This window comes from Pseudomonas sp., assembly GCF_035277045.1.
GTDB lineage: Bacteria > Pseudomonadota > Gammaproteobacteria > Pseudomonadales > Pseudomonadaceae > Aquipseudomonas.
On sequence record NZ_DATELE010000114.1, the window covers coordinates 1 to 4,056 of the forward strand.

The 4,056-nt window shown below is 65.9% G+C and carries 4 protein-coding genes; all 4 read right to left on the reverse strand.

The genetic code is table 11. The features are described 5' to 3' along the window. A partial coding sequence (locus VJS90_RS05095; RefSeq protein WP_324119675.1) for an ABC transporter substrate-binding protein occupies nt 1–797 on the reverse strand: 797 nt, incomplete at its 3' end. 10 nt (nt 798–807) lie between these two features. Beyond that, complete coding sequence (locus VJS90_RS05100; protein ID WP_324119678.1) at nt 808–1,632, reverse strand: class II aldolase/adducin family protein; 825 nt, start codon at nt 1,630–1,632, stop codon at nt 808–810. A gap of 94 nt (nt 1,633–1,726) precedes the next feature. Further along, on the reverse strand, nt 1,727–3,061 hold the full coding sequence (locus tag VJS90_RS05105) for an LLM class flavin-dependent oxidoreductase (RefSeq protein ID WP_324119680.1): 1,335 nt from the start codon (nt 3,059–3,061) through the stop codon (nt 1,727–1,729). 41 nt (nt 3,062–3,102) lie between these two features. After that, complete coding sequence (locus VJS90_RS05110; RefSeq protein WP_324119682.1) at nt 3,103–3,789, reverse strand: peroxiredoxin-like family protein; 687 nt, start codon at nt 3,787–3,789, stop codon at nt 3,103–3,105. Between the last annotated feature and the right edge of the window lie 267 nt (nt 3,790–4,056).

Genomic DNA, 4,056 nt, shown 5'->3' on the forward strand with positions numbered 1-4,056 from the left:
AGGTACAGCGCGCGGGGAATACCGGTGAGCGCTTCATTGCGTTCGGCCCAGGCCTGCTGGTTATGCTCGACCCACTCCCAGGTGGCTTTCTCGCGCTGCAGGAAGTCGCGAATGGCGGCCTGTTTGCCCGGCTGCCGCAGAACCCGCGCGGTGGTGGCGATCAGGTAGTTGCCGCAGTGGTACTGGCTGGCTTCGGCAAGCACCACGCCGTCCATGCCGGTTTGCGCCTGGAACGCGCCGATGCCGCCGGCGACGATGGCGTCCAGGTGTCCGTTCTGGAAGGCGATCAGCGCGTCCCGGGCAGGCATTGGCCGAGCCTGGATGTCGGCCAGGGTCATCCGGCGGGCGCGCAGCAGGTTGAGCACCAGGTAATGTGTGTCGGTGGCGCGCACGAAGCTCACGCGCTTGCCCTTGAGGTCGGCGATCGAGCGGATGCCGCCGTCGCGCTTGACGATCAGGCTGCTGCGGTTCTGCTCGCCCTGATAGCTGGCGATGAGCACCAGCGGGTTATTGGCGGCGCTGGCGAACAGCGGCAGCACCGGGCTCATGAAGGCATAGTCGAGGCTGTCGCTGGCAAAGGCCTCCAGCACCATCGCGCCGCCCGGCACGTCTACCCATTCGAGCGGATAGGGCGTCCCGGCCTGGCCCGCGTCCGCCAGGAAACTCGCGGCCTGGCCCTTGTAGCGCCAGACCCGCAGGGCATCGCCTGCGTTCGCCAGCACGGGCGCGAGGCCCGCGGCCAGGCCGGCAATGGCGCTGTGACGCAGGAAGGCGCGGCGGTTGATGCTGATCGCCATGATGGGCTCCTCAGTCCAGCAGATCGGGCTGTTGCTGGACGATGCGGTCCCACAGCGGCAGGAAGTTCAGCCAGCCGTACAGCTCGCGCTGGGCGGGATTGACCGCGCCTTCGTCCACGGCCGGAACACGCGGCTGGCCGGCTGAGTAGGCCAGCAGATGGGCGCGGGCGGTGTCGTCGGCGAGGATGAAACGCCAGGCGGCGCTTTCGACCGTGTTGCCGGTGGTCCACAAGCCGTGGTTCTGCCAGACCAGCAGGTTGTTGCCGGCAAAGGTTTCGACGAAGGCATGGGCCACCTGGTCGCGGTCTTGCAGCAGGCCGCCCTGGTCGTTGCGCAGGGCGTGGCGGTCGAACAGCACCTGTTCGCCGACAAAGGCGCCCGACTCGGCGGTGACCGGCTGGAAGAGCTTACCCAGCGACGACCAGACCCGGCCGTGGAAACCGTGCAGGTGGGCGATACCCACCACCTCGGGGCGCGCGCGCTGCAGCTCGTAGTGCAGCTCTAGGGCACTGGTATTGAGAAGACCAACGCCCTCGACCACCTGGCCTTCACCATTGACCCGCAACAGGTCGCTGGTGCGGATCTGGGAGAAGGGCACGCCCAGCGGGTTGATCCAGTAATGATCGGTTTCGACCGGGTCGCGGGCGGTGAAGTGCCCAGCCAGGCCCACTTCGAAGCCGAGCTCGGCGAACAGCCGGTAGGACGCCGCCAGGCGTTGCTTGCGGTGCAGGCGCTCGGCGAAGGGGTCGCTGAGAACGGGCGGCGCGCTGACCTGCAGGCGATGGTTCTGACTGGGAAGGTGGGCAATGCTGTGGCGCGGGGCCGGTTGGCTCATGGCGGTATCTCACGGAGAACATTATCGTTGTGTGCAAGGGCCGCGTACGGCCCCGACTCAGGCATTTTTGTCAGGCAGCAGCTGAGGCAACTGCTCAGGCAACTTCCGCTTCGCTCGCTGCCGTGGCATGCCGGTTCACAGGCACCGCCAGTCCCAGGTGATGGCGAAGCGTCGTGCCTTGGTACTCACCCCGGAACAACCCGCGCTCGCGCAGGATCGGCACCACCTCGTCGGTGAACCGGGCAAATGCCGCGGGCGCGCCGACATGCACGTTGAAGCCATCCACGGCGGCCTCGCTGAACCAGCGCTCGATCTCGTTGGCCACTGTCTGCGCCGACCCGGCAAAGCCGGTGTAGGGCCGGGCAAACCTCAGCGCCGTTTCCCGCAGCGTCAGGCCCTGTTCCCGCGCCACGCGCTTGATCTTCTCGGCGTGCCCGCGATAGCCATTGCTGCCCAGGTCGCCCAGCTCAGGGAAGGGCGCGTCCAGCGCGTACTGGCTGAAGTCGTGATAGTTGAAGGGGCGCCCCAGTTGCACCAGGGCCTTGTTCAGGTCGAGCTCGCCGGTGCGCCGCAGTAGGATCGCCTGTGCCTGTTCGTCGGTGTCGGCAACGATCGGCGTGATGCCAGGAAACACCAGCACGCCATGCGGATCACGCCCGGCCTCCGCGGCGCGGCGCTTGATGTCGGCGTAGTACTCGCGGGCGTCCTCGAAATTGTCCACCCCGGCGAAGATGCCTTCGGCGATCTCTGCCGCCAGGCCACGTCCGGATTCCGACACGCCCGCCTGGAAGATCACCGGCTGTCCTTGCCGGGAACGGGAGATGTTCAGCGGTCCGGTGACCGAGAAAAACTCGCCCTGGTGGTTCAGACGGTGTTGCTTGGCGGGGTCCAGAAACCGTTTGCTGGCCTTGTCGCGCGGGAAGGCATCGTCCTCGTAGGAATCCCACAGCCCCTGGACCACCGCCACATGCTCATGGGCGCGGCGATAGCGCTCGCCATGGTCGATATGCTGCTCGCGGCCAAAGTTGCCGGCGGCGCCTTCAAGCCCGGTGGTGACCACGTTCCAGCCGGCGCGGCCTTGGCTGATCTGGTCCAGCGAGGCGAACTGGCGGGCCACGTTGAAGGGTTCGGTATAGGAGGTGGTGAGCGTCGCGACCAGGCCGATCCGCTCTGTGGCCCCGGCCAGGGCCGAGAGCAAGGTCAGCGGTTCCAGGCGGTTGAGGAAGTGCGGCGCCGAGTCCGGTGTGATGTACGGGCTGTCGACGATGAAGACGAAGTCGAACTTCGCCGCTTCGGCCGCGCGGGCCTGCTGCTTGTACCAGTCGATGTCGATGCTGGCGGTACCGGGAATCTCCGGGTCCAGCCATTCCTGCTGGTCGGTGCCGACACCGGTAAGGATGGCGCCAAGGTGCAATTGCCGTGTGCTCATGGTTCAGGTCCTGTCGGATTGAAGCGCGAAGGGTGGCAAATTCAGGCGTGGCGTACCTGCAGGCGCTCGGCCTCCAGCGCAGCGTCCACCGCATCGATGATCGGCTGCGCCTCGCTGCGCACCAGCCAGTCCGGGCTGACCTGGGCGAATTGCACGCGGTGGTCGCGACCGATCACCACCACCGTGGGCTGCGGCAGCTCCCAGGTACCGGTGCCGGTGATGGCGCCGATGCCCGGGCCCTTGGCCAGGGCCGCCTGACGCGAGGCCTCGTCGAAGCTGTAAAGGATGCCCAGGCGTCGGGCGAGGGCATTGTCGCGGTCGCTGGCGACCTGCAGGGTCAGGTGGTGCGTGTCCTTGATCGCCTTCAGGCGATCCGGCACCTGCGGGCTCACCGCAAGCAGCGGCACGCCACGCTCGCGCAGTGCCGGTTGCAGGTTGCGTTCGTAATAAGGGACGGCAATGTTGCACGCCGGGCAGCCGGCGAAGCGGAAGAACACCAGCACGGCCGGGCCGTCGCTCACGAGTTCGTCCAGGGTGAGGCTGCCGCCCTCGACCTTGAGCAGTTCGAAGGGCTTGAGGGTGTCGCCGGGCTTGATGAAGGTTTCGGGCCTGGCCTCGTCGACCAGGCGCTGGCGCTGGTCGATGTTGACTTTCAGGGCCTCCGGGGCCCAGGTGCGCTGGCGTTCGGCATGCAGCTCGGCCAGCAGGTGGTTAAGGGATTCGGTCATGCATAGCTCCTGGAGAGGACGTTGGGGGACGGCCTCCGCCTGGAGTGGGGTCGGGTCTGGCTAGAACAATATGCTTGAGTGGCGAGGGATGGAAAGGCTTTTTGGTTCTAAGCTAATTATGTGAATAAAGCATGTTATGTGCTTTTCAAAATCAGTGTTACGTATCTATTAGGGCTCGGTATATTTTCACGGATTACACCACTCCTATGCGAGCGGATACCTCCTCGTCAGCATATCGCCATGCCTTGGGTGAGTTCCTTGGATGCT

Bases quoted from the DNA above. Each gene is read 5' to 3' on its own strand.
- VJS90_RS05100 (WP_324119678.1), bottom strand. From the start codon at position 1,632: ATGAGCCAACCGGCCCCGCGCCACAGCATTGCCCACCTTCCCAGTCAG.
- VJS90_RS05105 (WP_324119680.1), bottom strand. From the start codon at position 3,061: ATGAGCACACGGCAATTGCACCTTGGCGCCATCCTTACCGGTGTCGGC.
- VJS90_RS05110 (WP_324119682.1), bottom strand. From the start codon at position 3,789: ATGACCGAATCCCTTAACCACCTGCTGGCCGAGCTGCATGCCGAACGC.